This is a genomic window from Amycolatopsis sp. NPDC059657, from assembly GCF_042734395.1.
Classification (GTDB): domain Bacteria; phylum Actinomycetota; class Actinomycetes; order Mycobacteriales; family Pseudonocardiaceae; genus Amycolatopsis.
In genome coordinates this window covers 39,892-65,426 of the sequence record NZ_JBHWEB010000017.1, presented here as the reverse complement: position 1 = coordinate 65,426, position 25,535 = coordinate 39,892, and the positions used below count along the sequence as shown (strand labels likewise).

The 25,535-nt window shown below is 68.0% G+C and carries 27 protein-coding genes; 13 read left to right on the top strand and 14 right to left on the bottom strand.

The features are described 5' to 3' along the window. Positions 1-4: 4 nt before the first annotated feature. Complete coding sequence (locus ACFV15_RS12005) at positions 5-328, bottom strand: hypothetical protein (protein ID WP_378350222.1); 324 nt, start codon at positions 326-328, stop codon at positions 5-7. A gap of 191 nt (positions 329-519) precedes the next feature. Here ACFV15_RS12005 and ACFV15_RS12000 point away from each other — a divergent pair, with 191 nt between their 5' ends. Then, positions 520-2,286: a serine/threonine-protein kinase gene (locus ACFV15_RS12000; RefSeq protein WP_378350221.1), complete on the top strand. Its 1,767-nt coding sequence runs from the start codon at positions 520-522 to the stop codon at positions 2,284-2,286. Positions 2,287-2,386: 100 nt separating this feature from the next. Here the strand turns inward: ACFV15_RS12000 and ACFV15_RS11995 are convergent, their stop codons facing one another. From ACFV15_RS11995 to purD, 5 genes are all read right to left on the bottom strand, one after another. Next, positions 2,387-3,160, bottom strand: coding sequence for an ESX secretion-associated protein EspG (locus ACFV15_RS11995; RefSeq protein ID WP_378350220.1), 774 nt, complete (start codon positions 3,158-3,160; stop codon positions 2,387-2,389). A gap of 1 nt (position 3,161) precedes the next feature. Further along, entirely contained in the window at positions 3,162-4,685 is a 1,524-nt protein-coding gene (locus ACFV15_RS11990) for a hypothetical protein (RefSeq protein ID WP_378350219.1), read from the bottom strand. Further along, the gene (locus ACFV15_RS11985; protein WP_378350218.1) at positions 4,685-5,239 is read right to left on the bottom strand and encodes a DUF3558 domain-containing protein; all 555 of its coding nucleotides are present in this window, start codon (positions 5,237-5,239) and stop codon (positions 4,685-4,687) included. Before ACFV15_RS11985 ends, ACFV15_RS11990 begins: the two co-directional genes overlap by 1 nt. Continuing rightward, a complete protein-coding gene (locus ACFV15_RS11980; protein ID WP_378350217.1) occupies positions 5,223-5,609 on the bottom strand; it encodes a hypothetical protein in 387 nt (128 codons plus the stop codon). The genes ACFV15_RS11985 and ACFV15_RS11980 overlap by 17 nt, the downstream gene beginning before the upstream one ends. An 83-nt stretch (positions 5,610-5,692) precedes the next feature. Next, positions 5,693-6,955 (bottom strand): phosphoribosylamine--glycine ligase, encoded by a 1,263-nt coding sequence (gene purD / locus ACFV15_RS11975; RefSeq protein ID WP_378350216.1) that lies wholly within the window; start codon positions 6,953-6,955, stop codon positions 5,693-5,695. Between the two features lie 146 nt (positions 6,956-7,101). Here purD and ACFV15_RS11970 point away from each other — a divergent pair, with 146 nt between their 5' ends. After that, positions 7,102-8,217: a glycerophosphodiester phosphodiesterase gene (locus ACFV15_RS11970; RefSeq protein ID WP_378350215.1), complete on the top strand. Its 1,116-nt coding sequence runs from the start codon at positions 7,102-7,104 to the stop codon at positions 8,215-8,217. 19 nt (positions 8,218-8,236) lie between these two features. Continuing rightward, a complete protein-coding gene (locus tag ACFV15_RS11965) occupies positions 8,237-9,193 on the top strand; it encodes a serine hydrolase domain-containing protein (RefSeq protein ID WP_378350214.1) in 957 nt (318 codons plus the stop codon). 21 nt (positions 9,194-9,214) lie between these two features. On the opposite strand, the gene ACFV15_RS11960 is transcribed toward ACFV15_RS11965, so the two are convergent. Beyond that, positions 9,215-9,715, bottom strand: a complete 501-nt coding sequence (locus ACFV15_RS11960; protein WP_378350213.1) for a hypothetical protein — start codon at positions 9,713-9,715, stop codon at positions 9,215-9,217. A 203-nt stretch (positions 9,716-9,918) separates the two neighbouring features. Between ACFV15_RS11960 and ACFV15_RS11955 the strand changes: the two genes are divergently transcribed. Together ACFV15_RS11955 and ACFV15_RS11950 are read left to right on the top strand one after the other, a co-directional pair. Next, positions 9,919-11,451 carry an amino acid permease gene (locus tag ACFV15_RS11955; RefSeq protein ID WP_378350212.1) on the top strand — a complete coding sequence of 511 codons (1,533 nt, stop codon included), beginning with the start codon at positions 9,919-9,921 and terminating at the stop codon, positions 11,449-11,451. Then, positions 11,448-12,641: a haloacid dehalogenase-like hydrolase gene (locus tag ACFV15_RS11950; RefSeq protein ID WP_378350211.1), complete on the top strand. Its 1,194-nt coding sequence runs from the start codon at positions 11,448-11,450 to the stop codon at positions 12,639-12,641. Before ACFV15_RS11955 ends, ACFV15_RS11950 begins: the two co-directional genes overlap by 4 nt. Here the strand turns inward: ACFV15_RS11950 and ACFV15_RS11945 are convergent. The 3 genes from ACFV15_RS11945 to ACFV15_RS11935 form a co-directional block, all read right to left on the bottom strand. Next, the gene (locus ACFV15_RS11945) at positions 12,630-13,067 is read right to left on the bottom strand and encodes a pyridoxamine 5'-phosphate oxidase family protein (protein ID WP_378350210.1); all 438 of its coding nucleotides are present in this window, start codon (positions 13,065-13,067) and stop codon (positions 12,630-12,632) included. The two genes, ACFV15_RS11950 and ACFV15_RS11945, sit on opposite strands and share 12 nt — an antisense overlap. 77 nt (positions 13,068-13,144) lie before the next feature. Next, the gene (locus ACFV15_RS11940; protein ID WP_378350209.1) at positions 13,145-13,804 is read right to left on the bottom strand and encodes a response regulator; all 660 of its coding nucleotides are present in this window, start codon (positions 13,802-13,804) and stop codon (positions 13,145-13,147) included. Beyond that, positions 13,801-14,973 (bottom strand): GAF domain-containing sensor histidine kinase, encoded by a 1,173-nt coding sequence (locus tag ACFV15_RS11935; RefSeq protein WP_378350208.1) that lies wholly within the window; start codon positions 14,971-14,973, stop codon positions 13,801-13,803. The genes ACFV15_RS11940 and ACFV15_RS11935 overlap by 4 nt, the downstream gene beginning before the upstream one ends. 143 nt (positions 14,974-15,116) lie before the next feature. On the opposite strand from ACFV15_RS11935, the gene ACFV15_RS11930 reads away from it, so the two are divergent. Continuing rightward, a complete protein-coding gene (locus ACFV15_RS11930; RefSeq protein WP_378350207.1) occupies positions 15,117-15,491 on the top strand; it encodes a hypothetical protein in 375 nt (124 codons plus the stop codon). A gap of 385 nt (positions 15,492-15,876) precedes the next feature. Here ACFV15_RS11930 and ACFV15_RS11925 read toward each other — a convergent pair whose 3' ends face one another. Then, entirely contained in the window at positions 15,877-17,076 is a 1,200-nt protein-coding gene (locus ACFV15_RS11925) for an MFS transporter (RefSeq protein WP_378350206.1), read from the bottom strand. A 156-nt stretch (positions 17,077-17,232) separates the two neighbouring features. Here ACFV15_RS11925 and ACFV15_RS11920 point away from each other — a divergent pair, with 156 nt between their 5' ends. The 5 genes from ACFV15_RS11920 to ACFV15_RS11900 all read left to right on the top strand — a co-directional run bounded on the left by ACFV15_RS11920 (position 17,233) and on the right by ACFV15_RS11900 (position 20,743). Next, positions 17,233-18,849, top strand: coding sequence for a Na+/H+ antiporter (locus ACFV15_RS11920; protein ID WP_378350205.1), 1,617 nt, complete (start codon positions 17,233-17,235; stop codon positions 18,847-18,849). A gap of 190 nt (positions 18,850-19,039) precedes the next feature. Then, on the top strand, positions 19,040-19,489 hold the full coding sequence (locus ACFV15_RS11915) for an LEA type 2 family protein (RefSeq protein WP_378350204.1): 450 nt from the start codon (positions 19,040-19,042) through the stop codon (positions 19,487-19,489). Further along, positions 19,489-19,881: a hypothetical protein gene (locus tag ACFV15_RS11910; RefSeq protein ID WP_378350203.1), complete on the top strand. Its 393-nt coding sequence runs from the start codon at positions 19,489-19,491 to the stop codon at positions 19,879-19,881. The genes ACFV15_RS11915 and ACFV15_RS11910 overlap by 1 nt, the downstream gene beginning before the upstream one ends. Further along, positions 19,878-20,369, top strand: a complete 492-nt coding sequence (locus tag ACFV15_RS11905) for a hypothetical protein (protein WP_378350202.1) — start codon at positions 19,878-19,880, stop codon at positions 20,367-20,369. Before ACFV15_RS11910 ends, ACFV15_RS11905 begins: the two co-directional genes overlap by 4 nt. Further along, positions 20,366-20,743: a hypothetical protein gene (locus tag ACFV15_RS11900; RefSeq protein ID WP_378350201.1), complete on the top strand. Its 378-nt coding sequence runs from the start codon at positions 20,366-20,368 to the stop codon at positions 20,741-20,743. The genes ACFV15_RS11905 and ACFV15_RS11900 overlap by 4 nt, the downstream gene beginning before the upstream one ends. Here the strand turns inward: ACFV15_RS11900 and ACFV15_RS11895 are convergent. From ACFV15_RS11895 to ACFV15_RS11885, 3 genes are read right to left on the bottom strand one after another with little or no spacing between them, the layout of a single operon-like run. Then, positions 20,730-21,662: a TIGR03564 family F420-dependent LLM class oxidoreductase gene (locus ACFV15_RS11895; RefSeq protein ID WP_378350200.1), complete on the bottom strand. Its 933-nt coding sequence runs from the start codon at positions 21,660-21,662 to the stop codon at positions 20,730-20,732. The two genes, ACFV15_RS11900 and ACFV15_RS11895, sit on opposite strands and share 14 nt — an antisense overlap. A 34-nt stretch (positions 21,663-21,696) precedes the next feature. Further along, positions 21,697-22,638 (bottom strand): LLM class F420-dependent oxidoreductase, encoded by a 942-nt coding sequence (locus ACFV15_RS11890; RefSeq protein WP_378350199.1) that lies wholly within the window; start codon positions 22,636-22,638, stop codon positions 21,697-21,699. A gap of 59 nt (positions 22,639-22,697) precedes the next feature. Continuing rightward, positions 22,698-23,984, bottom strand: a complete 1,287-nt coding sequence (locus tag ACFV15_RS11885; protein WP_378350198.1) for an adenylosuccinate synthase — start codon at positions 23,982-23,984, stop codon at positions 22,698-22,700. Between the two features lie 73 nt (positions 23,985-24,057). Between ACFV15_RS11885 and ACFV15_RS11880 the strand changes: the two genes are divergently transcribed. Both ACFV15_RS11880 and ACFV15_RS11875 read left to right on the top strand, forming a co-directional pair. Then, positions 24,058-24,714 carry a hypothetical protein gene (locus tag ACFV15_RS11880; protein ID WP_378350280.1) on the top strand — a complete coding sequence of 219 codons (657 nt, stop codon included), beginning with the start codon at positions 24,058-24,060 and terminating at the stop codon, positions 24,712-24,714. Between the two features lie 89 nt (positions 24,715-24,803). Then, positions 24,804-25,442, top strand: coding sequence for an HNH endonuclease family protein (locus tag ACFV15_RS11875; RefSeq protein WP_378350197.1), 639 nt, complete (start codon positions 24,804-24,806; stop codon positions 25,440-25,442). Positions 25,443-25,535 lie beyond the last annotated feature (93 nt).

The window sequence follows — 25,535 nt, the reverse complement described above, 5'->3', positions numbered from 1 at the left end:
ACGCTCACGCTTTCCGGCTCTTGTCTTCGTGCAAGGTCACGTTGTCCGCGCCGATCTGGTCGGCTTCCTGCATCAGCTGCATGGCCTTGCGCAGCGCGCTCGCGGTCCCCGCCATCACCGCGCCGCCCGCGTCGAACTCCTTGTGGACGCCCTTCTTGAACTCGTCGGTCGCCCCGTGCGCGTCGTCGGCGCCGGTCATGCCTTTGAAGGGGTTGTCGTTCTCGTGTTCGAAGCCGGTGACCTTCTTCTTCGACTCTTCGAACTCGTGCTGGAGCTTCTCCACCTGCCCAGCCGCGATTCGCATCGACTCCAGGTCGTACTTCGGCACGGTTGTCATCCCCTTCGCAAGAAGTCTGCGTCCGCCTGGTCAGACGCAACTCCGGCCAAGACGGTTCCCGCGCATACTGTATGACCTCGACTGCGCTCCGTGTGCGGATCCGCGCAACTCTCACCCGAGGATGTGCGTCGGGCACGGCACGGACACGCTTTGTAGCATCCACTCCGGGAGGAGGGGGTGCGGTGAAACAGTTGAATCCGGGTGAACCCCGGCAAGTCGGGCGCTATCGCCTGGTCGCTCTACTCGGTGAAGGTGGCATGGGACGGGTGCTGCTGGGCGTCGGACAGGACGGCCGGTTGGTCGCGCTCAAGCAGGTCCATCCAGGTTTCGCTCACGACGAGGGGTTCCGATCCCGCTTCCGGCGGGAGGTCGAAACCTCTCGCATGGTGTCGGGCGCCTACACCGCCGCCGTGATGGACGCCGATCCGGAGGCGGCGACACCGTGGCTGGCCTCTGTGTTCGTCGCCGGTCCATCGCTTCGGGAGGCTGTCGACGCGGCCGGGCCACTTCCAGTCGAATCCATTCGGTTCCTGGCCGTCGGCCTCGCGTCAGCGCTCACCGAGATTCACCGTGTCGGGTTGATCCACCGCGATCTCAAACCGAGCAACGTCATGCTCACCGATGACGGACCCCGAGTCATCGACTTCGGCATCGCGCGGGCGGTCGACGCGGGCTCGGAACTGACGCACACCGGCTCGATCATCGGCTCACCCGGGTTCATGTCACCCGAACAGGCTGACGGCAGGCCGGTCACCCCCGCGAGTGACGTCTTCTCGCTCGGTGCGCTCTTGGTGATGGCCGCCACTGGCCAAGGGCCATTTACCGGAACCTCGACGCCGCAAACGTTGTACAACGTCGTTCATTCCCAGCCGGACCTGCGAATGGTCCATCCGGCGATTCGCCGCCTGGCGGAGCCGTGCCTCGCGAAAGATCCCGCGAAACGCCCGACTCCGGCTCAGATTCTCGACTTCTTGGGCCCGGTGGTCCCTACCGCCACGCCATGGCCGCCGGCTGTCCAAAGTCTGATCGCCAAGCAGAAGACGGCGGTGCGGCACGTACTCTCCTTGCCGCCGCCCCAAGCCACTGCGGCAGCGCCCGCGAGAAAACAGGGACGGCGATGGGGTCTTGCCGTTGGGGCGTTCGCCGGCGCGATCGTCCTGATCGCGGCGACGATCGTCGGCGTCAAGGCGTTGAATCGCGACGCACCCACGACACTTGGCGCCGGACCCACCACTTCGAGCACGACCGGTACCGGCATCTCCGTGGAAAAGCTGCGGCTCCTCGATGTCTGCGCGCTCATCAACCGGAACGACGTGGCGAAGTATGACCCAACATCGGAAATCAGGATAAGCAACTGGAGAGAGTGCACCACGTCCTCAAAAGAGAAGGGCACAGACAAACCGTCTTTCACCGTCGGCGCCACTGGAATTCCAGAGGGGAACTATCCTACGGCAAGCGGGGAAATAAACGGATTCTCTGTATCGAAGACAGACCAGTCGAACTATTGCTCAGCCGCCGCCTTAATGGTCAAATCTCCCCCGTCAGGCATCACGACGACAGCTCGAAACCTGGCGGACGGAAAGAATTGTGAAGCCGCGCTCGTCATTCTTCGGTCTGCGGTGGACAAAGCCACGACCACGCCTCCCCTGCTCGATCAACCACAGGGAAGCCTGGTAACGACCGATCCTTGCACGGTGTTGACCGCCGAAGTCATCAAGGCCACGACGGGCTTCGACGCACCCGCGCGACCGACAGACTTACGTGCTTGCGACTGGCAAAGCAATGCGGCGACGGTGACCGTAGAAATAAACGGACTATACAACCGAGCATTGAAAGCATGGCCAGTGTCGATCTCGGCGACGAGAAGGGCTACGTGGACAAGCCCGACAAAGGAAGGTGCAGCGCCTACATTCAACACCGGAGCATATCCCAGTCCAAAAGCGAAATAGTCGAGGCGAAATTCTGGTACCAAGACGAAAGCCTGAACGAGGAGAGCTGCGCGCACGCGGCCGATCTGATCAAAGCGATCGCACCCAAGCTACCCAAGCCCTAAAGGCGGTCGAGCAGATCCCAGACCTTGCCTGCCAGCAACGCGTTGTCGGCGGGTGTGACAGTCGCCCAGTCCCGTCCGTCGGTGTTGCGCGCCAGCTGGAACAGGTACCGCCCGGCGTCGGTGTCGAAGAACGACACCACGCGGTCGGCCCGATGGGAGATGCCGTCACGGCCACGTCGCTCGACGCCGAACTGCCCGCGCGCCTCCTGGCCGAGAAGCATCCCGGCGAGCTCTTGGCTCTGCCACAGAGGCAAGCCCCGGTCCTCGAGTGCGGTGACCAAAGCCTTCGCCTCGCCAGCGGCTTCCGCGTCGGCGGCGACCAGTGACTCGTGGGGGACGCTGATCGACTGGCCGATGCCGGGCGCGAGGACGCCCGCGACCGAGACGGCGGCCTCGACCAGGGTGTCCGGGCGGGCCGGGATGAGCCAGAGCTCGCCGTTGTCGACGACGCCGAGCAGTGCGTCGCGGCCGACGCTGACCGCCTGGCCCTTGATCTCGCGGTCGGTCCAGACCCAGACGTCGATGGCGGTCTGGGGGTGGGCGAACAGGTTGAGCATGTCGATGAGCTCGCCGGACGCCTTGTGGCCGCGAGCCAGGCCGCGCTCGGCGAGCGACTCCCAGGCCTGCTCGATCAGGGAGGCGCGCTCGGCGTACGTCAAACCGGGGGTGGGGACGTCGAGCGCGGGGTGACGCTGCGGGAGGCGCTCGGCCTCCCAGAGCATGTCGAATTCCAGCGCGGACAGCACCACGCTGTCGTTGTTCGTCGGCATCCTAGGTCTCGTCGCCGATCGTGTCGGGCGAAACCATGCGCTGGTCGGCGAAGAGATCCTTGTCGTCGACGCCATAACGGCGGATGTGCTCGGCGTCCTGCTCCTGCGGGGCGGCCTCGGAAAGCAGGCCCGGCTTCGGCTTGCGCTGCTCGGTGTTGAGCTTGTCCGCGCCGCGTAGCTTGCGCTGCTCTTCCTCTGGCAGCTCCGCGAGCGGGACGTTGCCGGCACGGGCGGGGCCACGGGGACCGCGGCGCTTCTCGGGCTCGCCGCTGACGGCCGCGCCCGCGCCGCCTGCCGCGATGGCCGCCGCACCGGAGCCCATGTCACCTGCCGACATCGCGGGCTTGGGCATCGGGGTGAACGGCTTGCCGCCGTCGGACTGCGGGAGCGGGGCCTGCGGGCCGGAGCCCATCAGCTTGCCCTTGCCGAGGTGCTGCTCGGCGCCGCCGGTCAGGCCGGGCAGGGCTGCCGAACCGCCACCGAGGCCGCTGCGGGCTCCCGAGCTCGAGCCCTGGCCACCGCTGGTCGGCAGGCCGTCGAACGTGGTCGAACCGCCGAGCACGTCGTCGATCGGGCCCGAACCACCGGCGACGGGACGGGAGCCGCCCGCGATCGGGGCGGACGGCATGCCGGGAACGCCAGGCACACCGGGTGCGCTCGGCATGACCGGGGGCCTGGCCGCCGCGGGGGCGGTGGCGTTCGACGCGGGCTTGGTCTCGTGCACGGTGGCCTTGGCGACCGGCTGCGTGGTGACGGGGTCGCAGTCAGGGGCCGGGATGCCGATCGGCGGCGTCGGGCCGCCCGTGGGCGGCGGCGTGACCACCGGCGGCTTGTGGGTGGTCGAGATGTGGGCTGCCTTGGTGCTCTCCTTGACCTCCGGGCCGGGTCCGACGTCGACGGCCGCGCCGCCGAGGTCCGCCGGGCTCGGGCCGGTCGGGCCGGAGCCCATGCGCAGGCCTTCCGGCTCGGACAGCACCTGCGTGGTCGCGAGGTTGTCGCCGCTGGAGACCGAGTACGCGTTCATCGCCTCGACGGCCTGCGCACGCGCGTTGGCGGCGGCCGCGACGTCGCGCGAGTGATCGGTCTCGAAGCCGATCAGGCTGAGCAGGTTGTCCTTCAGCGTGAACCCGCCGGCGCCCTTGCGCACGACCGCCGAGTCCGGGAGCTTGTGCAGCGTCCGCACGAAGCCCTCGCCCTGCGCGAAGAGCTGCTCGGACGCGTGGTCGACCTTCGACTTGGCGTCGACGGAGAACCCGGCCTCCTTCGCGAAGACCTGGCCAGCCTGGCCACCGGCCTGGCTCTGCCATTCGACGCCGAGCTTGGCCAGCTCGTCGCGCAACGTCTTGTCGGTGTCTGCGAGCGCGCCGCTGACCGCCTTGAGCGCGTCGACCGCGGAGCCGATGCTCTTGATGCCGGGGCCGCGGCGGAACTTGTCGATCTCGTCGGCGAGCGAGTTGTCTGTCATGCCGTCGAACCGGTTGCCGCGGATGGTCTCCGCCACCGCCGCGATGTCCGAGAAGTCCATCAGGGCCTCGCTTTCAGGGTCCGCAGTGCGAGTTCCGCCGCCTGCTGGGACATGTCACAGAGCTGCTGCTGGCCGAAGCCGCCGCTCACCGGGAACGCCTGCACCACCATCGTCTGGCCCTTGGCAACGCCGACCAGTGTTTCGCAGTCGCTCGGATCGGCGCTCGCGCGGTAGTTGCGCAGCGCGGGGAAGCCGTCGACCTGCACGGGTTCGACGGTCATGCTGGATTTGCGCCGGTCGCCGCTCACCCAGGCCTCGAGGTCGGCGGCGACGGGCGTCACGCCGTACGAGTAGTACGGCTTGGTCAGATCGGCGTCGAAGGAGCAGCCCTCGGCCGTCTTCCGTGGCTTGCTGTTGACCTTGAGCTGGTCCAGCTGGGTGTCGGTGAGCAACGAGCACGCGTCGACGCCGGTGAGCGACAGCTCGCTCGGCCTGGACACCGGAGCGGGCGACGAGGACAGCGCCGACTCGGTCGTCGGCGTGACGACCGGATCGGATCCGCAGGCGGCCAGCGCCAGCACGGCCACGATCACCCCGCTACGCGCGATGGACACCGCGGTCCCCGAACGCCGCGGTCTTCTCGTCCTCGCCGAGCTTGTACCGCTTCGCCGCCTCGCGTAGCTGTTCGACCAGGTCACGCAGGCCTTGGACGTACGAGCGCACCCGTTTGGCGTACGACTGGTCCCCGTCGGAGACCAGCATGTTCCACGCCTTGGTCGCGTAGGTGCTGATCGCGTCGTCGGAGGGAGCGTCGATGTGCAGCTCGCCGAGACGTTCGCGCAGCTTGTCCTGCAACGCGTTGGCCTGGTCCTCGACGATCTTGGCCACGGCGAGCAGTTTGTCCGGGTCGACCTGGATATCGGCCATCCCGGGCACCGTCGGCACGGTCGAGTTGAGCTCGTGGACAGCGGTGGTTCCGGACATGTGCGCGCACCCCTCCTACGGACGGTAGCCGACCGGTCTCGGATTCCGAGGCTACCAACCCCGATGTAGGCGCGAGCTAAGTTTCACGAAGCCGGGGTGGTGATCTCGCCCTTGGCCGCCAGCAACGCGATGTCGGTGCGGTGGTGCGAGCCTGCCAGGTGGACCCGCTCGACCGTGGCGTAGGCCTGCTTGCGCGCGGCCTTGAGGTTCTTGCCGGTGCCGACGACCGAGAGCACCCGGCCACCGGAGGACACCACGGCGCCGTCGTCGCGACGTCGCGTGCCGGCGTGCAGCACGCCTTCGATCTCGCCGCCGGAGATCACGTCGCCGGTGCGCGGTTTGCCGGGGTAGCCGTCGGCGGCGACCACGACCGTGACCGCGGCACCCGGGTCCCACTCGAGCGGCGGCTGCTTGTGCAGCTTGCCGGTGGCGGTGGCCTTGAGCAGCCCGGCCAGCGGGGTGCGCAGCAGCGCCAGCACGACCTGGGTCTCCGGGTCGCCGAAGCGGCAGTTGAACTCGATGACCGACGGGCCTTCCGACGTCAGCGCGAGGCCGGCGTAGAGCAGGCCGCTGAACGACGAGTCACGCTTGACCAGCTCGTCGACCACGGGCTGGACGATGTCGCGCACGACCTCGTCGACCAGGCCTTCCGGCGCCCACGGCAGCGGCGCGTAGGCGCCCATGCCGCCGGTGTTGGGGCCCGCGTCGCCGTCTCCGACGCGCTTGAAGTCCTGCGCGGGCAGCAGCGGGACGACCGTCTTGCCGTCGACGAAGCAGAAGAGCGAGGCCTCCGGGCCATCCAAAAAGGACTCCAGGAGCACCGGGTGGCCGCCGTCGAGCAGCATCAGCGCGTGCTTGCGCGCGACGTCGATGTCCGGGGTGACGACCACGCCCTTACCTGCGGCGAGGCCGTCGTCCTTGACCACCCAGGTCGGGCCGAAGCGGCCGAGCGCGGCGTCGAGCTTCGCCGGGTTGTCGACGATCTCGCTGTGCGCGGTCGGGACGTTGGCCGCGGCCATCACGTCCTTGGCGAAGGCCTTCGAGCCCTCGATGCGCGCGGCGGCTGCCGACGGGCCGAAGCAGGCGATACCGGCCTTGCGCACGGCGTCGGCGACACCGGCGACCAGCGGGACCTCGGGGCCGACGACGACCAGGTCGGCCTTCCAGCTCTTGGCCAGCGCCGTGACGGCTTCCGGGTCGACGGCGTCGACACCGAGCTGCTCGGCGACACCAGCCGTCCCCGCGTTGCCTGGCGCGCAGGCCAGCGCGGTGACGGCAGGGTCCTGAGCGACAGCGAGGACGAGGGCATGCTCTCGGGCCCCGGACCCGATTACCAGTACGCGCACGCAGAGCAGCGTAGTCGGCCTCCCGGCGTCCGCGAATTTCGGCACTCGGCGTTCACTCGCTGGTCAGCCCGGAGACCGTCGTTGGTCGCTTGCGCGAACAAGGGTGTCGCGGTAGGTCTCCAGTCTCCCTAAGGAAGAGGTCATTCATGATGCGCAGGCGACTGGGCGTGCTCGCACTGACGGGACTGGCCGTCATCGGGGTCGCGGGACTGGGTGCGGCGAACGCGGAGGAACAGGGCGTGGACAGTTACGGGCACCACCGCGACGGCGCCGTCGTCGTCGGGCACCGGGGCGCGCCCGGCTACCGGCCGGAGCACACGCTCGCCTCGTACGAGCTCGCGTTCCGCCAGGGCGTCGACTGGGTCGACGTCGACCTCGTGCCGACCAAGGACGGCCAGCTGGTCGCGCGGCACGAGCCGGAGATCGGCGGCACCACCGACGTCTCGAAGCACCCCGAGTTCATCGGCCGCAAGACGACCAAGATCGTCGACGGCGCGCCGCTGACCGGCTGGTTCACCGAGGACTTCACCCTCGCCGAGCTGAAGACGCTGCGCGCGACCGAGCGGATCCCGCAGTTCCGCCCGAACAACCAGCTCTACGACGGCCGCTACCAGATCGCGACCTACCAGGAGGTGCTCGACCTCACCCAGCGCCTCGGCCGCGAACTGCACCGCACGCTGGGCACCTACCCCGAGGTCAAGCACTCGACCTACTTCCAGAAGCTCGGCAACCCGACCGAGCCGAAGCTGGTCGACATCCTCAAGCGCAACGGCCTCAACCGGCCGAACGCGCCGGTGATCATCCAGTCGTTCGAGGTGTCCAACCTGATCGAGCTGCACAAGCAGCTCAGGGTGCCGCTGCTGCAGCTGACCTCGGCGACCGGAGCTCCTGCCGACTTCGTCGCGAAGGGTGACCCGCGCACGTACAAGGACCTGGTGACGCCGGCGGGGCTCAAGGAGATCGCTCGCTACGCCACCTACCTCGGCCCGGAGAAGGCGCAGATCATCCCGCTCGACGCGACCGGCAACCTCACCAAGCCGACCGCGCTCGTCAAGGACGCGCACGCCGCCAAGCTGCAGGTGCAGCCGTACACCTTCCGCAACGAGAACAACTTCCTGCCGGTCGGCCTCCGTTCGTCGGCCGACCCGGCGCGCTACGGGAACGTCTTCGCGGAAGAAGAGGCGTACTTAAGGGCAGGAATCGACGGCTTTTTCGCCGACCAGCCGGACACGGCTCTGGAAAGCGTTCGCGCTTTCCGCTGAGACCGTCGATCCTGGGTGAATGATCGAACCTCCCCAGGACTTTTCCGGCGTGATCCGCATTGATCGCGGCGGTGAGACGGTGTTGGCGAAGGCCTATGGTTTCGCGCATCGCGGCCATGGCGTCGCCAACACCGTCGACACCCGCTTCGCGATCGCCAGCGGTACCAAGGGACTCACCGCGGTCACCGTGCTGAGCCTGATCGCCGACGGCTCGCTCTCGCTGTCGACCACCGCGCGTTCGGTGCTCGGCGACGACCTGCCGTTGATCGCGGCCGACGTCACCGTCGAGCATTTGCTCGCGAACCGTTCCGGGATCGGCGATTACTACGACGAAGACGCCGAAGAAGAACCGGTCTTCAATGTCGCGCTGCTCGACACGACCGAGAGTTTCGTGCCGATACTCGACGGTTATCCGACGAAATTCGCCGCAGGCACCGACTTTTCTTATTGCAACGGCGGTTTCGTCGTGCTCGCGCTGATCGCCGAGCGGGTGAGCGGCGTGCCGTTCCACGATCTCGTGCGCGAGCGGGTGTGCGTGCCCGCCGGCATGCACGACACCGAATTCCTGCGCTCGGACGAACCTCTGGGCCGGATGGCGACCGGCTATGTCTCCGAGACCCGGTCCAACCTCTTCGACCTGCCGGTCCGCGGCAACGGCGACGGCGGCATCTACACCACGGTCGCCGACTTCCACGCCTTCTGGCAGGCGTTGTTCGCCGGGAAGCTGATCCCGGACGTGCCGGAGGTGATGCGGCGGCGCACGCCCGAGACCAAGCACGGCGGCGCCGGCTACGCACTCGGTTTCTGGCGCCACCGCGACGATGTGGTGATGCTGCAGGGCGGCGATCCCGGCGTCTCGTTCCGCAGCGTCCACGACCCCGTGCGCGGCATCACGCACACGGTCGTCTCCAACGTCTTCGAAGGCGCGTGGCCACCGGCCCGGCAGCTCGAGGCGGAGTTCGCCACCGGGCCGTGACCACCGCACCGAAACGGCGAATCAGAAACGCTGGACGAACTCGGGCGTGTCGAACGTCCGCGTCGAGTTGGTGCGCCGGTCGGTGATCTTGATCCGGCCGAACACCTCGTCCGTGCGGTCGAACGGGGTGTTGTCCTCGTCGAGGAAGAACGCCGGGACGACGCGGTCGAAGTCGATGCTGAGGCCGAATCCGTCGGAAGCGCCGGCGTCGGTCAGCGGCACGTCGAAGAGGTGATCGTCGGAGAACGCGTCGTCGCCGATCATCTCGGCACGGAGCGGCCCGCCGCCGAGGATGATCGCCTCGGCGTCCGACTTGCTGATGTGCCAGTCGATGCCGAGGTGGACCGCGTACTCCCCGTTCGAGAGCCGGTCGATGGACAGGCACACGTTGGCCTCGGCCGCGCCGGTGCACTTCTGCGCGGCCATCGACGGGACAGCGGACATGACGAGTGCGCTCGCGCCGACGGCGGTGATGGCGGCCGCCCGCGTGATGCGGCGCTTCCAGGGTCTGGAGGTGCTCATGCTGCTTCTCCTTGTGGACTGGCGGCGGCCCGATGGCCGCGCCTTCACCCTCAAGGCGTTCCACGGGCGTTCCATGGGTGTTCCACGCCAGGTTCCGTAGCCTGCGGACGAGTTCTTGACGGGGCCTTGACACCTCTGAGCAGCGGGGTCTAATTTCGGCGGGTCTCAATGGTCTGTCCGTATACCTTTTAAGTGGGTGCCCCATGGACGTGTCAGACAAGCAGAGCGCCGCCGACGACGATGCCGCCCTCCTCCACAAGCTCGGTTACGCCCAAGAGCTCAAACGCACGATGTCGGCGTTCTCCAACTTCGCCGTCTCGTTCACCATCATCTCGATCCTCTCCGGCTGCCTGACGCTCTACGGGTTCGGCATGAAGACCGGCGGGCCGGCCGCGATGATCTGGGGCTGGCCACTGGTCGGCGTGTTCGTCATCCTGGTCGGCCTCGGCATGGCGGAGGTCTGCTCGAGCTATCCGACCGCGGGCGGGCTGTACTACTGGGCCGCGAAACTGGCGCCCAGCAACGGCGCCGCGTGGTCGTGGTTCACCGGCTGGTTCAACCTGATCGGGCAGATCGCGGTCACCGCCGGTATCGACTTCGGCGCCGCGTTGTTCCTCAACGCCTTCCTGGACCTGCAGTTCGGGTACGCGGCGACACCGGGGCACACCATCCTGCTGCTCGCGATCATCCTGGTCGTGCACGGCGCGCTGAACACCTTCGGCGTGAAGCTGGTGGCGTTGTTCAACGGGATCAGCGTGTGGTGGCACCTGCTCGGCGTGCTGGTGATCGTCGGCGTGCTGATCGTCGTGCCGGACAAGCACCAGAGCGCGTCGTTCGTGTTCGGCAGTTTCGTGAACAACACCGGCTGGGGCTCTCCGGTCTACGTGTTCGCACTCGGGCTGCTGCTCGCGCAGTACACGCTGACCGGGTACGACGCGTCCGCGCACATGACCGAAGAGACCAAGAACGCGGCCAAAGCGGGACCGCGCGGCATCATCAACTCGATCCTCGTCTCGCTCGTCGCGGGCTGGATCCTGCTGATCGGGCTGACCTTCGCGATCCAGGACTACGACGGTTCGGTCGGCTCGGCCACCGGCGTGCCGCCAGCACAGATCTTCATCGACGCGACCGGCGCGACCACCGGCAAGCTGCTGCTGCTGATCTGCATCGGCGCGCAGTTGTTCTGCGGCATGGCTTCGGTGACCGCGAACTCGCGGATGATCTACGCCTTCGCCCGCGACGGCGCGATCCCTGGATCGAACTTCTGGCACAAGATCAACAAGCGCACGCAGACCCCGACCAACGCGGTCTGGCTCGCCGCGGGCGGCGCGTTGCTGTTGGCGCTGCCGTATCTGTGGAGCGCGACGGCTTACGCGGCGGTGACGTCGATCGCGGTCGTCGGGCTTTACGTCGCCTACGTGATCCCGGTGTTCCTGCGGGTCCGCAAGGGCGACGACTTCGAAAAGGGCCCGTGGAACCTCGGCAAGTGGGGCAAGCCGGTCGGCATCGTGGCGACCATCTGGGTCGCGCTGATCTTCGTGCTGTTCATGCTGCCGCAGGCGGCACCGGTCACCGTGGACAGCTTCAACTACACCCCGATCGCGTTCCTCGTCGTGCTCGGCGGCGCGGCGCTGTGGTGGGTACTGTCCGCGCGGAAGTGGTTCAAGGGACCGAAGGTGCAAGGTTCCGAGGCGGAACTGGCCGCCGTCGAACAGGAACTCAAGGAGCTGGGATGAAGCTGGGTGGCGTGCTGGCGGCGGTCGCCGCGGTACTCGGACTCGTGGCGCCGCCCGCACAAGCGGCGCCGGCACGCCACCCGGCTTGCCCGCAGCTCAAGGCGGATCCGGCCTGGTACGGCCAGAACCACGCCGAGTTGCAGCGGATGATCTGCACCGAGCGTGGGGTCGCGGTCTTCGACTGGGACAACACCGTGGTGCGCAACGACATCGGCGATGCGATGACGTTCTGGATGTTGCGCAACAACAAGATCGTGGCACCGCGCGACTGGAAATCCACGTCGGCTTTCCTGACCGATGACGCGGCCGCTTCGCTCGCGGCCAACTGCGGCAGCGGTCCTTTGTGGACAAGCGGGCTGGACACCCGGTGCGCCGACGAGATCCTGTCGATCTACACCGACGGCAAGACCTCGGGCGGCAAGGCGGCTTTCGCCGGTTGGAACCACCGTCGGGTGGAACCGCAGTACGCGTGGGCCGCGCAGCTGCTCGCCGGGCACACGCCGTGGGAGCTCGCGGCGTTCACTTTGGCCGCCAGGCGGGAAAATCTCGCCGCGCCGATCGGGACGACGCAGCGGGTCGGCAGCAAGCAGGTGACCGGCTGGGTGCGCTACTACGACCAGCAGCGCGACTTGATCCGCGCGCTGCAGCGCGCGCACTACGACGTATGGATCGTGTCGGCGTCCGCCGACGTGGTCGCGAAGGTGTGGGCGTCCGGCGTCGGGATCGCCCCCGGCCGGGTGATCGGCGTGCGCACGGAGATCTCGCGCGGCAAGCAGACCGCGCGGCTCGTGCCGTGCGGTGGTGACGGCGCCGCGATCACGTACATCGACGGCAAGCGTTGCTGGATCAACCAGGAGATCTTCGGCGAGCGCGGACCGGCGGCGTGGACCACGCGTGGCCGTCAGGTGTTCGCGGCAGGCGACTCGACCACGGACGTCACGTTCACCGGCGACGCGCGCGGACTCCGGCTGGTGATCAACCGGAACAAGGCCGAGCTGATGTGCCACGCGTTCGGCGACGGCGACGGGAAATGGCTGGTGAACCCGATGTTCATCCAGCCGCTGCCGGCCAAGACCTCGCCTTACCCCTGCTCGACGACGGCCTACACGAACCCCGACGGCAGCGCGGGCCCCGTACTGCGCCCCGACGGCTCGGTCATCCCCGATCAGCTCGAAAAGCTACTGGGATAGAGCGGGCTTTATGCCGTTCTGGTCATCTCGGATGCGGCGGCCGGACACGACCTCGATGGGGATGCGGAGGTAGAGGTCGTCGGGCGCGGGTGACCAGCCGGGCAGTGAAATGCCTTTGAGCATGGCGACTTCTTGCGGGCAGCGGATCTCGGTGGCCTGGCCGACCACCCGGACACTCCAGCCACTGGAGAGATCGTCCGAAAAGGAGCCTGCTTCGAACGCGACCACCGCGCCGCGAGCCGCAGCGGACAGTTTGCCGCCGGGGCTCGCGCGGATGATCACGGCTTCTTCGTGCACGGTGAACTGGACCGGCTGGATCGCGGGCATGGCACGTTCGGTGTAGACGATCCGGCCGAGACCAACGCTGCCCAGCAGCTCCAGGCACGCGAGGCGGTCCAACACCTCCGGACCGACTGAATCGAACATGTTCACTCCTGCATTCACCCACTACGGTGATCTCCACTTTCGGTGATGCCTGCAGGAGCAACCAGGGCCGAAGGACCCTACTCAGAAGTAGACGCCCCCTTCGGACGGTTGCGTTCGGCGTAGACCGCTGCCTCTGTTCGCCTGGTCAGGCCCAGTTTGTGCAGGACAGCGGACACGTAGTTCTTCACGGTCTTCTCCGCGAGATAAAGCCGCCTGGCGATCTCGCGGTTGGTCAGGCCGTCGGCGATCAGGGCCAGCACGCGCTGCTCCTGCGGGCTCAGCGAGGCGTAACGTGGGTCGGTCGCGCCGGTCTCACCGCGCAGCCTGCTCATGACCGTCGCGGTGACTTTGGCGTCGAGCAGCGAACCGCCGTCCGAAACTGTCCGGACGGCGGCGACGAGATCCATACCCGAGATCTGCTTGAGTAGGTAGCCCGCGGCGCCGGCCATGATCGCGCCGAACAGCGCCTCGTCGTCGGAGTACGAGGTGAGCATCAAGCACGCGGGCGGCGGGTCGAGCAGCGAGCGGATCTCGCGGCAGACGGTGACGCCGTCGCCGTCCGGCAGCCGCACGTCGAGGATGGCGACCTGCGGCTTGGCGGCCGGTATCCGCACCAGCGCCTCGGCCGCCGAGCCTGCCTCACCGACGACCTCCAGGTCACCCGCGTTCTCGAGCACGGTGCGCAGGCCCTCGCGGACCAGTTCGTGATCGTCGAGCAGGAACACGGAGATCGTCATACTCGGGCCTCCCGGGGTAGTTTCACGGTCCAGTTGAGTGCGGCGCCGCCACCGGGCGCCGGCTTGAAGGTGAACGCGCCATGCCAGCGTTCGGCCCGGCTCGCGAGGTTGGAAAGTCCGCTGCGCCTGCCCGGTTCGACCGGCGGGCCGACACCGTCGTCGGTGACGGACAGGACGAGTTCGGTGCCACCGCGGTCGACGCGGATGTCGACGTCGACGGCCGAGGCCTTCGCGTGGCGCGCGGCGTTGGACAACGCCTCGCGCAGCGTCGCGAGCAGATCGGGGCGGACGACGTCCGGCACGAGCGAGTCGAGCGGGCCGTCGAAGGAGACCCTGGGTTCGAACCCGAGCGCGGCCGTCACCTCGCGGACGCAGCGGAGCATTTCCGTGCGCAGGCTTGTTTGGCCGTCCGGCTCTTCCTGCAGCGAGAAGATCGTGCGGCGGATCTCGCGGATGGTCTCGTCGAGCTGCTTGGTGAACGCGGTCAGCCGGTCCGCGGTCTTCGGCTCCGTCTGCATGCTGACGCCTTCGAGGCCGAGTCCGATGGCGAACAGCCGCTGGATGACCAGGTCGTGCAGATCGCGCGCGATCCGGTCGCGGTCCTCGAAGATCGCGAGCATCCGCCTGGCTTCGGCGGCGCGGCCGAACTGGATCGCGACGGCGGCGTGCGCGGCGAAGCTCTCCGCGAGCTCCAGATCGGCGTTGGTGAACTCGGGCTGACCGTGGAGCCGGGCCAGCAGCAGCACACCGAGCACCTCGTCGGCGAAGGAAAGCGGAACGGCCACGGACGAGTCGAGTTCGGTGACCCGCTCCGGCAGTTCATTTTCGGGGTCTTTCGACCTGGCGCGAACCTTAGTGCCGTATTGATTGAAAATCATTGACCGGCCGCTGAGATAGACGTGCCCCGATCCCGTTTCGGCGATCGGCACCGACAAGCCGTTCACCTTTTCGCCGCCCATGCCGACGCCGTCCACCACGTCGAAAATGAGGTTCGCCGCATTGTCCTCGTCTGGCACCGCGATGACGGCGATGGGCGCGTTCGCGAGCATGCGTGCCCGCTCGGCGACGACACGCAGCGCGGCGCGCGGATCATCGCCGGACAACAAGGCGCCCGTGATGTCCTGGGAGGCACGCAGCCACTGCTCTCGACGGTCGGAGTCACCGATCACGCGCAAGAGGTTACCGCCGAACGGCCGATTATCACCCGCTTGTACTGAAAACAAGAGGCTAACGGATCTTCCGCTCAAGGCCGTTGTGCCGCTGACGTCCCCTTATTCCTTCCGCACACTGAGTGGGTGGGAAGGGGCTACCCATGATTCTCTTCGGGCACCCGAAACTGGCGCGCCTGCCGTCGGCGACCGCCTACTGCTGCACGGCGTCCTCCGCCGCCGCGAGCCTCGCGGAACTCCGCGACAACTGCCGACGCTTCGCGCTCGACCACGACCTGCGCATCACCGCGTGGGCGACCGAGGTCATCGCCGACGACGTCGCCCAGCGCTGCACGTCCTTGCTCCGCTACGCGATCGAGTTCGCCACCGACCCCGAGACGGACCTGCTGCTGATCGCAGAGTCCCGGACGCTGATCCGGTCTTGGGGCGCCGCCGTCTTCCTCGCCAAGTCCTTGAGCCCGGCCGACGCCACGATCCTGCGCGTCCCGTCAACCCGCCACCGCCGCCTGGGGTCGTGAGCGTTGCGACCGGTCTGGGTGACAAGGGCGGCCCTTGTCACCCAGAGCGTCGCAAGGGCGCCCCTTGTCACGTGCCAAGGGTGGATGGGGCGAGCGAGTGGAGGAATTAATGCACCCAACGGAGCAAATCTCCCACTCGCGCCGACACACGAGTCGTGAGTGGTACGGCCGGTTAGAACCGGCCGCAACACTCACGACCCCTTAGCCGAAGGCGTGCGCAGACGGACGCCACCCGTGCACAGATGGACGACACGCGTACCCAGGGAGTCGACACGCGTACCCAGGGAGTCGACACGCGTACCCAGGGAGTCGACACGCGTACCTGGGAAGTCGGCACGCTAGGCCGACCTGGCACTGACCTTTCCTTGGCGGAACGAGGGGTGGGTTAGGCGACGGGGGTGCGGGAGCGGGTGCGGACCAGGGTGATGCTGGCGGCGCCCAGTGCGCCGACGATGGCGAAGGCGTAGAAGCCCCAGGGGTAGGCGATGCCCGCGTCGAGGAGGAAGCCGCCGAGCAGCGGGCCGGTGATGGCGCCGAGCCGTCCGACGCCCGCGGTCCAGCCGAGGCCGGTGGCGCGGATTTCGGCGCCGTAGGTCCGAGTGACGAAGGCGTAGACCAGCACCTGGGCGCTGAACACGAACATGCCCGTCAGGAAGACCGCCACATACAGGCCCACCGAGGGCAGTTTCACGCTCAACAGAGCCAAGAAGGCCGCCGCCGCGGCGAACCACGTGATGGTCGAGCGGCGGACGCCGACGCGGTCCGCGACGTAGCCGGCGATGAGCAGGCCGACGATGCCGCCCAGGTTCAAGGTGAGCAGCAGGCCGAGCGCGGCGCCCAGCGGGTAACCGGCGACGCGCATGATCTGCGGCAGCCAGGTGTTGAGGCCGTAGACCAGCAGCAGGCCCATGAACGAGGTCACCCAGAACGCGATCGTCGACAGGAACAGCCCGCCCTTGAACAGCTTGCCGACCACCTCGGCGCCCGGCTTGGTCTCCTCCTGCTTGAAGGCTTCCGACTCGGGCAGGTAGCGCACCATCAACGGGACCAGCACGACCGCGGGCAGCGCGCCGATGACGAACATCGCCTGCCAGCCGAAGGCCGGGATCACCGAGATGCCCAGCAGCGCCGTGAGCACCGCGCCGACGTGATACCCGGTCATCACCGTGGTCGCCGCACTACTGCCCTTTCCGCGGCGTGAATGCTCGGTGACCAGCGTGATGGCCGTTGGCAGGCAGCCACCGAGGCCGAGCCCGGCCAGGAAACGCAGCAGCCCGAACCAGAACGCCGACGGTGCCACCGCGCACAACGCGGTGAACACCGAGAACGCGGCCACCGCGATGATCAACGCCTTGCGCCTGCCGATCACGTCGGTGATCGTGCCGATGGCCATCGCGCCGATGGTCATGCCGACCAGTCCGAACGTCGACACCACCGCCACCGAGCCCGCCGTCAGCCCCCATACCTTGCCCGCCAGCAGCACCGGGACGACCACACCCAGCACCACCAGGTCAAAGCCGTCCAAGAGCACGGCGGACCAGGCGAGCGGGACCACCCAGCGACTTCTCTCAGCTGTCTCCGGCATCGGGAACCTCCGTCAAGAGCACTTGTTCTAAGTGCGCACAAGCATTCGCATAGCGCACAGTGTAGTCCAGATTACTTCCACTCACCAGAAGAACTGTGAACCCCTTTCCGCGCGGCGGGACGGCGGGTCGGCGAAGATCAGCGCTGGAGGTCACCCATGCAGCTGCTCACCCTGATGGCCGTACTCGCGGGCTCACTCGGCCTGACCGCGTTCGCGCGCCGGTTCAACCAGTCGGCGCCGCTGCTGATCGTGGTGGTCGCGCTCGGCGTCTCGTTCATTCCCGGCATGCCGAGGGTCGAACTGGAGCCGGAACTGGTGCTGACGGTCGTGCTACCGCCGCTGCTCTACTCGACCTCGCTGGAGAGTTCGGTCGCGCATTTCAAGAGCAACCTGCGGCCGATCATCTCGCTCGGCGTGGCACTGGTCGTGGTCACCGCGCTGGTGGTCGGACTGGTCGTGCACCTGCTGCTGCCGGACCTGCCGTTCGCTTCGGCGCTGGTGCTCGGCGCCGTGGTCGCCCCGCCGGACGCGGTGACCGCGGTCGCGATCGGCCGCAGGCTCGGCCTGCCACGCCGGGTGATGGCGGTGCTCACCGGGGAAAGCCTGGTCAACGACGCCGCCGCGCTGACCCTGTACAAGATCGGGATCGCCGCCGCACTCGGCACGGCGGGGTCGATCGGCGGCGGTGTGGTGGTGTTCGCCGTCGCGACCGTGGTCGGCATCGGGATCGGGCTGGTGATCGGCGTGCTCGTCGGGCTGATCCGCCACAAGCTCGACGATCCGCTGATCGAGTCGACCTTCGGCATCATCGTTCCGTTCGCCGCCTATGTCGCCGCCGAGCACATCCACGGCTCCGGCGTGCTCGCGGTCGTCGCCGCGGGCCTCTACCTCGGCCACAAGTCACTGCGGTACGGCAGTCCCGCGACGCGTATGCAGGACTCGTCGGTGTGGGCGTCGATCGACGTGCTGCTCGAAGCGCTGGTGTTCGCGTTGATGGGCCTGCAGCTGCCGTTCGTGCTCGAAAACGCGCACGCCGCCGCCCGGTCCGACGGCACGCTCCTGTGGTGCGCGCTGGTCGTGCTGATGGTGACCATGCTCGTGCGGATACCGGCCGTGTTCATTTCGAGCTATCTCCCGCAGACGGCACGGCTGTTCGGCCGCGAACGCGCGGTGCCGCCGTGGCGGCATCTGGCGGTGGTCTCGTGGACCGGCATGCGAGGCGTGGTCACGCTGGCGGCAGCGACCGGTATCCCCGTCGACGTGCCAGGCCGCACCGAGATCCAGCTGTTCGCGTTCACCGTGGCGATCGGGACGCTGCTGATCCAAGGCCTCACCCTGCCCGCGCTGATCAGGAAGCTGAAAGTGGCGGACCCCGACGAGGCGATCCGCGACGCCGAGGAGGAGATGGCCGCCCGCACGGTCGCGCAGGCGGCCGCCAAGGAGCGGCTCGCGGAGATCATGCGCGAGCGGGTGTCCACTATGGACGTACCGCAGGAGAAAGTGGAAAAGATCAGGCAGCGCCTCGACAACCTCATCGAAAGCCGCTATCGCTTCGCCGCCGCCGGCATTTCCTTGTCGGCGGAGGAACGCGTCGCCAGCCCGCAAGCCCAATTCGCCAAGGCGCGCCGCGAACTGCTCGTCATCCAGCGTGAGGCAATGATCGCCGAACGTGAGGCCGGCAGGCTCGATGACGACATCCTTCGCAAGGTCTTGCGGGAGCTGGATTTGGAGGAGCTCACGCTGACGTCGAGGTTCAGCACACGCGCCGGATGAGGCCGTTACATTGTTCGTGATCTCGCTTCGAATACATGCCGATCACGAGCGAACTCGCGCATAACAGGCGCCGATTCGAATCACAAGGGGCCTAGGGGCAAGCAAAACCGGGCCGGTTTACCGCCGCGCGCGAATCGCGTTACCCGCAGAATTCTCGGTATTCCCCAAGGAACTCACCGAGGAGCCGTTGATGCGCAAGTTCAGCAAGAAGACCGCGATCGCTCTCGCCGCCGCAGGCGCGCTGACCATGGCGGGCGTCGCGTACGCCGCATGGTCCAGCTCCGGCGCCGGTTCCGGCTCCGTCACTTCGACGACCGCGCTGAACTCCACGATTTCGCCGACCGGCACTTCGGACGCGCTCTACCCCGGCGCCGCCAAGACCTTCACGATCACCGTGAACAACCCGAACTCCTACCCCGTCAAGGTCACCTCGATTTCGACCGGCAGCTCGGCCGCCGACGGCGGCTGTGGCGCGGGTTCGGTCACCAGCGACGCCGTGAGCAACCCGAGCGGCACGATCGGCGCGAACGGTTCGGCGACGTACACGCTCACAGCGCACATGACAACCGACGCCGACGATGCCTGTCAGGGCAAGACCTTCTCGCTCAACTTGACGGCCACGCTGGCCTCCGCGGCCTGATGCGTTACGCCGTCCTGGCGGTGACACTCGCGCTGACCGCGGCGTGCGTCCCGCAGCAGTCAGCCGGCAAGGCGGGGTTCACGGTCTCGGACGTGCCCGGGCGCAGCACCGCGCTGTACCCGGGCGCCACCGGCGCACGGTGGGTGCGGATCGGGAACACCGAGAACTTCCCGATCAAGGTCACCGCGCTGACCGCGACGGTCACCGCGACCTCGAACCCCGCGTGCCGGCCCGACTTGGTCAGGGTCGACCCGCTCGCCACGGCACTCGTGGTGCCGAAGCAGGGGTTCGCCGAGGTCGCGCTGACCACCCATCTGGCGGTCGCCGCGCCGGACGCCTGCAAGAACGTCACCTTCCCGCTGACCTACTCCGGAACGGCCACGAAATCATGACCTCGCACCGACGCGTCACCCAGCGCAGGCTCCGGCCTCGGCACTACCTCATCGTCGGCGGCGTCACGGCCGTCGCGCTCACCGGCGGAATCGCTTACGCCGCTTGGAGTTCCACCGGCGCGGGCACCGCGTCGGCGAAGGCAGGTTCCGCGCTGGCGCCGACCACCGGCGTCACCGCGGTGACCACCGGCGACCTGTACCCCGGTGGCAAGGGCACCGCCAAGGTGCTGGTGAACAACCCGAACCCGTATCCCGTCAAGGTCACCACGATCGCCGGTGCGGGCGCGGCGACCGCGACCGGCGGGTCCGGCTCCTGCTCGGTCACCGGGGTCACGTTCACCACACAGGCGCTGTCCGGTTCGGTGGCCGCCAACGGCAGCGCGACGCTGACGCTGGCCGACGCGGTGACCATGTCGACGGCTTCGGACAACGGTTGCCAGAACGCCACTTTCACCATCCCGGTGACGGTCACGGTGGTGAGCGGATGACCAGGATCGCCGTACTCGCGCTGGCGGCGATCCTGGTGCTCGCGGGCGAAGCCGGTGCGGCGTGGTCGACGTCGAACACCGGCTCCGCCTACGGCAAGGCGGGCACGCTGGCCGCGCCGGCGCTCACGGCCACCGCCAATGCCTGCAACGGTTCCAACAGCAACGCCAACCTCTCGTGGCCCGCGATCCCCGGCGCATCGGCGTATGACGTCTACCTCGACACCAAGGCGAACCTGAGCAGCCCTCAGATCACGTCGACGACCGCGACTTCGCTGCCGAACTTCCCCGTGAACAACCAGAAAAGCTACCTCGCCGTACGAGCGAAGGCGGGCGGCTGGCAGGGCGCGCTCTCGACGGTCGTCAGCGTTTGTTGAGCTCACCCAGCAATCGCCACGTGCGCAGGCGGTCTTCGCTCGAACGGACACCCGCCTGGCTGATCACCACATCGGTCGCCCCCGCGTCGAAGTACCGCCGTACAGCCGCCGCGACCGTCTCCTCGTTGCCGATCACCGCCAGGTCGGCCGCGTGCGAAACCCCTTCCGCGGCAAGGATTCGCTGATAAGACGGAATCGTTTCGTACACCGCGAGCCGCTCGGCCAGCACCTCACGGGTCGCGTCGACCTCGCGGGTGACCACGGCCGGGAACACCGCGATGACCTTGGGCGCCGGGCGGCCCGCCGACTTGGCCGCCCGGCCGATCACCGGCACGATGTTCGCCGACAAAGCCTGGGGCCCCGCCAAATACGGCAGGGTCCCGTCGGCGAGTTCACCAGCGACGGCCAATGCACGCGGTCCCATCGCGGCCACGATGATCGGCACCGGCTTCGCACCGGGCACGGCCGTCGGCATCGACGGATGCAGGCTGACGGTCTCGCCGTCGAACTCGGTCTCCTCGCCGTTGACCAATGGCCGCAGCACGGTCAGGTATTCACGCAGATGCTCGATCGGCGACGGATACGGCTGCCCGAAAACCGGCTCCAGGAACGGCCTCGCGCCCAGCCCGAGACCTAGCGTGAACCGCCCGCCGGTGGCCGCCTGCGCGGTCTGCGCGAGCGCGGACACCAGCAACGGGTGCCGCGGATAAAGCGGCACCACACCCGTTCCGACCGAAATGCCGGGAACCTCCCGGCCGGCCAGCGCGGCCACCGTGACGGCGTCGTAGTCCAGCAATTGCGGGAACCAGACCGAGCTCAGCCCCGCGTCGGCGGCCTGCCTGGTCTGGACCACCAACTCGTCGACGAGATTGGCGGCAGCGTATGTGTCACTGGCCGGGATGGTCACACCGATGGTCATGCGCCACGCTAAACCCGCTTATCGGCAACCCCGATCAATTCGAGTGCACCAATGTCTGGTCACCGGCCAGTCTCCAGGTGCGCAGCCGATCTTCGGACGAGTGGATACCGGCCTGAGTGATGACCACTTCGGTGGCGCCCGCGTCGAAGTACCGCCGGATGGCGGCGGCCACGGTCTCCTCGTCGCCGATCGCCGCGAGCTCGTGCGCGGCCGAAACACCTTCCGCGGCAAGGATCTTCTGGTACGACGGGATCGAGTCGTAGAATGCGAGGTTCGCGGCCGCCTTCTCACGGGTGGTGTCGACATCGCTCGTGACGATGGCCGGGAACGCGGCGACGATCTTCGGCTTGGGCCGCCCTGCCGACTCAGCGGCCGCGTTGATGACCGGGACGATGAGTTCGGCGAGCGCACGCGGCCCTGCCAGGAACGGCAGCGTCCCGTCAGCCAGCTCGCCGGTCACCTTGAGCGCCTGCGGGCCCATCGCCGCGACCAGTATCGGGACCGGCGCCGAGCCGGGAACGGCCGTCGGGGCGAACGGGTGCGAACTGAGGAGCTCGCCGTCGAACTCGGCCGCTTCGCCGTTCAGCAACGGCCGCAGCGCGGTCAGATACTCGCGCAGGTGCCGGATCGGCGGCGGGTAGTCGACGCCGTACGCGGGCTTCAGCAGCTTCTCTGAGCCGAGGCCGACGCCGAGCGTGAACCGCCCGCCGGTCGCCGCCTGCGCGGTCTGGCCGAGCGCAGACAGCAGCAGCGGGTGCCTGGGATAGATCGGCACGACCGAGCTGCCGACCGCGATGCCGGGCACTTCACGCCCGGCGAGCGCGGCCACGGTCACCGCGTCGTAGTTCTGCAGCTGCGAGAACCACACCGAGTCGATACCGGCGGCCGCGGCCTGCCTGGTCTGGTCGATGAGCTCTTCGACGAGATTGCTCGCGCCGTCCGTGTCCCCGGACGGAAGGGCTACCCCAATGGTCATGGCAGGGGCAACCCGGTCCGGCCGGGGTTATTCCTCGTCTCGCCAGATGAAATGTCCCGTTAGATGAACTCGTGCCGCACGATCGTCTGCTCGCGGCCCGGTCCGACACCGATCGCGGAGATACGCGCGCCCGAAAGCTCTTCGAGGTACTCGACGTACGCGCGGGCGTTCGCGGGCAGCTCCTCGAAGGTGCGGCAGGCCGAGATGTCCTCGAACCAGCCGGGACGCTCTTCGTAGATCGGCGTGGCGTGGTGCACGTCGGTCTGCGTCATCGGCATGTCGTAGGTCTTGAACCCGTCGACCTCGTAGCCGACGCACACCGGAACCTTCTCCAAGCCGGACAGCACGTCGAGCTTGGTGAGGAAGAAGTCGGTGATGCCGTTGACCCGCGCCGCGTACCGCGCGATGACCGCGTCGAACCAGCCGGTGCGCCGGGCGCGGCCGGTGGTCACGCCGACCTCGCCGCCGGTCTTGCGCAGGTACTCGCCGGACTCGTCGTGCAGCTCGGTCGGGAACGGGCCGGAGCCGACGCGCGTGGTGTACGCCTTGAGGATGCCCAGCACGGTGCCGATCCGGCCGGGGCCGATACCGGAACCGGCGCTCGCGCCGCCCGCGGTCGGGTTCGACGAGGTGACGAACGGGTACGTGCCGTGGTCGACGTCGAGCAGGGTGCCCTGCGAGCCCTCGAGCAGGATCGTCTCGCCGCGCTCCAGCGCCTGGTTGAGCTGCAGCCGCGAGTCGGCGATGCGGTGCGCGAACTTCTCGCCTGCCGCGAGCACCTCGTCGCAGACCTCGTCGGCGTCGAGTGCCTTGCGGTTGTACACCTTGACCAGCACCTGGTTCTTGAACTCCAGCGCGGCCTCGACCTTCTGGCGGAAGATCTTCTCGTCGAGCAGGTCCTGCACACGGACGCCGACGCGGGCGATCTTGTCCTGGTAGCAGGGCCCGATGCCGCGGCCGGTGGTGCCGATCTTGCGGCTACCGAGGTAACGCTCGGTGACCTTATCGATCGCCACGTGGTACGGCATGATCAAATGCGCGTCGGCGGAGATCAGCAGGCGGCTGGTGTCGACGTCGCGTGCCTCGAGCCCGGCGATCTCCTCGAGCAGCACACCGGGGTCGACGACGACGCCGTTGCCGATCACGTTGGTGACGCCGGGCGTGAGGATGCCCGACGGGATGAGGTGCAGCGCGAAGTCCTGGCCGTTGGGTAGAACGACGGTGTGACCGGCGTTGTTACCGCCCTGGTAGCGGACGACCCACTGGACGCGGTCGCCGAGCAGGTCGGTGGCCTTGCCCTTACCTTCGTCGCCCCACTGGGCGCCGATGAGCACGATGGCCGGCATGTGACACTCCTGATGTTCGACAGACAAGGGCGCAGGCGAATGCCGGTGCATGAGCGTAACGGAGGCCGCTGGCGTGCGGGGACTGGTGCTGGCTTGTGGACCCGATACGGAGAAAATTCCTGACGTGGACGAGGTCAGGACCGTGCGGCTGCCGTCACGTCCCGGCAAGGCGGATGTGGACCCCTTGCTGGGCGAAAGCGACCGGCTGATCGTCGGCGGGTCCGACGCGGACCTCGCGGCGGTGGTGCTGCGACTGTTACGAAAAGAACAGTTGGCTGGCGTGTCGGTCGGGTTCGTGCCGACCGACCCGGAGTCCGCGGTCGCCGAGATCTGGGGCCTGCCGACGGATCCGCTGCGTGCGCTCGCGCTCGCTGTCCGTGGCGACGCCGACCCGGTCCCGCTCATCCGCGACGACGCGGGCGGCGTGCTGGTCGGCCGCGGCCGGATCCCGACCGTGCGCGGCGTGGCGTACTGCGACGAGAAGCTCGCGCTGCGTGGCCCCGCGCGGTCGATCGAGGTCGAGCCGAGCGGGACAGGACCGGGGCTCGCGGTGCGCGTGGTGAAGGGCGCCTTCTTCAAGCGCCCGGCGGACTTCGAGTCACGCGCGTTCCAGCTCGGCTGCATCCCGACCAGGCCGATCTACGACGGCGTCGTGCACCCGCGCGCGCTGAACCGGTGGACCTGGTATCGGCACACCGAGGACCTGCGCCTGGTACGCGGTGTTGGTTAGCCATTAACCAAATGTCACCCACAAGTGTTGCCGAGGTCACTTCCGTGAGCCAGGGTTAGCTGTCCCTGCACTCGACACGGAGGCAGCCCATGCCAACGTTTCGCCTGGTTCGTCGCTCGTTGACCGCTTTGGGCATCAGCGCGATGCTCACCGTCGGTATCGCCGGAGCGGCCGACGCCACCCCACCGGGTATCCCGTCCGCCGCCACCGCGAAGTCCAACCTCACCACCTTGACCGTCGCACCCGACGGCACGCTCAACGGCTACAGCCGCACCCTGTTCCCGCATTGGATCGACCAGGGCAACAGCTGCAACACCCGCGAGGTCGTCCTCAAACGCGACGGCATCGGCGTCACCACCGGCTCCGACTGCGCGCCGACCGGCGGCAAGTGGGTCAGCCCGTACGACGGCGCGACCTGGACAGCGGCCTCCGACATCGACATCGACCACGTCGTCCCGCTCGCCGACGCCTGGCGCACCGGCGCCGCGAAATGGACCACGGCGCAGCGTCAGGCCTTCGCCAACGATCTCTCCGGCCCGCAGCTCATCGCGGTCACGGACAACGTCAACCAGCAGAAGGGCGACAAGTCGCCCGACGCCTGGAAGCCGCCGCTCACCGGTTACTGGTGCACCTACGCCCGCATGTGGGTCGGCTCGAAGTACAAGTACAAGCTGACGATCAATTCGGCCGAGAAGACCGCGCTGACGGACATGCTCGGCCGCTGCTAGGGCCTCGTGAGTGTTGCCCGCCGGGGGGGACCGAGGGGAAACAAACCACCCCAAAAAAGCGGGGGGCCGGGGGAGCCGCGGGGGGGGGAGACC